Source organism: Vibrio sp. FF145, assembly GCF_041439075.1.
GTDB classification, from domain to species: domain Bacteria; phylum Pseudomonadota; class Gammaproteobacteria; order Enterobacterales; family Vibrionaceae; genus Vibrio; species Vibrio tasmaniensis_A.
Window position 1 is genome coordinate 1 of sequence record NZ_JBGONH010000127.1, and the last position, 1,242, is coordinate 1,242.

The window sequence follows — 1,242 nt, forward strand, 5'->3', positions numbered from 1 at the left end:
TAAGCTAACCCACGATATTGGAGGCTAGCACCTTTCGTGGGGGTCATTATGTCTAAGAGTATCAGTCATGGAGGTGGCAATTTGGGAGTTATAGCAAATCGTTGGGCAGGTCGTATTTACGGTACTAATACTGGAAATGTATTCCTTGAAGTGTCTCAAGACCAAAATAGCCTTACCGGCAAGTTGCGCATAATGGATACAATTTACGGTATTTCTATGTATGACTGTACCGGAACGTATGATGATGGCTTTCGGTTGGAATGTACACCAATCAGCGCCCCCGAAGAGGGTGTTGTTATGGGTAACGTAGTGGTAATTGGCAAGTTAACTCAATCAGGAAATATCAAAGGTGATTGGAGTTCTACAATAGGAACTGCTGGTACTTTTGAGTTATATCCACACGATACTATAAATGAAAACCCAACAAATAATCCTGAACAGATCTACAATAGGGCAATAAGTGTTGGTTCAATTCGTTTATTCAAAGACGACCTTGAAGAACTGATTAACTTTCTAAGGAAAGACTTCAAAACTGGAAGGGTAGTTATTACTTACAAGCTTCATGGGAGTGAATTGACAAAATATGCAGACGATTTTCTTTCCGAAAAGGTCAATGCTGAGCAGCTCAATTATTTTAAGTTGGTCATACAAGAGCCAGAAGCTCATGGCATTAATAGAACAGTTGTGATTGAACTTAATGAAACTGGGTCTAGTGAAATTCGAGTCTCTGGGATAAATGAATCGTGGGTTCTTGGCAAATCTGCATCACTAGAGCAGGTAGTTTTAGTTAAACAGAACCGACTGGTTACAACTTATCGCAAATATGGACTTAATCTAAACGCTATCATATTTGGTGTTATGCTGGTTGCTATTCCCGAAATTCCTGAATGGGAAAATAGGACTATATTTGTAATAGTAATGTTTGCTTTGTTAAATGCATTGCTTTACCTACATACGAAATTTATCCCCAATACAGCCGTTTATCTTGGGCAATCGAAGCCAACTGTAGTCCAAAGAGTTTGGCCTACAGTGTTGTCTTGGGTTATAGCCGCAACTAGTAGCTTCGCAGCAGCGTATGCATTCTCACTGCTAAAATAATACTCTTAACAAGGCGCTCAAGCTGACCTTCAACGCGTGGCATTTTTGCTTCGCAAAGTTTATGCCACGGTTTGCGGCAGCTTAGCTTAGCGTTGATATGACCCCCACTGTCAATTAAAAACGTAGAAGTTTCTCTCCTGTATT

Annotated in this window: 1 protein-coding gene; it reads left to right on the forward strand. The window is 40.2% G+C overall.

The annotated features are described in order from the left end of the window. Positions 1-48: 48 nt before the first annotated feature. Positions 49-1,098: a hypothetical protein gene (locus ACED42_RS21790; protein WP_371704148.1), complete on the forward strand. Its 1,050-nt coding sequence runs from the start codon at positions 49-51 to the stop codon at positions 1,096-1,098. The last annotated feature ends 144 nt before the right edge of the window (positions 1,099-1,242 follow it).

Bases quoted from the DNA above. Each gene is read 5' to 3' on its own strand.
- ACED42_RS21790 (WP_371704148.1), top strand. From the start codon at position 49: ATGTCTAAGAGTATCAGTCATGGAGGTGGCAATTTGGGAGTTATAGCA.